The organism is Variovorax sp. 01N425 (assembly GCF_056399465.1).
This window is the reverse complement of record NZ_JBFTRJ010000061.1, coordinates 1-524: the sequence shown is the minus strand read 5'-3', so window position 1 is coordinate 524 and position 524 is coordinate 1. Positions and strand designations below refer to the sequence as shown.

The window sequence follows — 524 nt, the reverse complement described above, 5'->3', positions numbered from 1 at the left end:
GGCCAGCGCATCGACCTCTTGGGGGTGAAGAAGGAGGACCTGGAGGGTGTGTGGAAGGACATCGGCATGCCCTCGGGCTTTGCCTATGCCAAGAGCCTGCGCACGGTGAAGACCTGCGTGGGCAGCGAGTGGTGCCGCTTCGGCACGCAAGATTCCACCCAGATGGGCAAGGATCTGGAGCGGGCGCTGTGGGCGATGTATTCGCCGCACAAGGTCAAGCTCGCGGTCTCGGGCTGTCCGCGCAACTGCGCCGAGGCCGGGATCAAGGACGTGGGGGTGATCGGGGTGGATTCGGGCTGGGAGCTGTACGTGGGGGGCAACGGCGGCATCAAGACCGAGGTGGCGCAGTTCCTGGTGAAGGTGAAGACGGCCGCCGAGGTGATGGAGTATTCGGGCGCCTTCCTGCAGCTGTACCGCGAGGAAGGCTGGTACCTGGAGCGCACGGTGCACTACATCGGGCGGGTGGGGCTGGACCATGTGAAGAAGAAGATCCTGGAGGACACCGAAGGCCGCAAGGCGCTGTG

1 pseudogene is annotated in these 524 nt (G+C 65.1%); it reads left to right on the top strand.

What is annotated here, in order from left to right:
- Positions 1 to 524 (top strand): annotated as a pseudogene (locus tag AC1DSC_RS32690) (nitrite reductase large subunit); the annotation flags it as partial.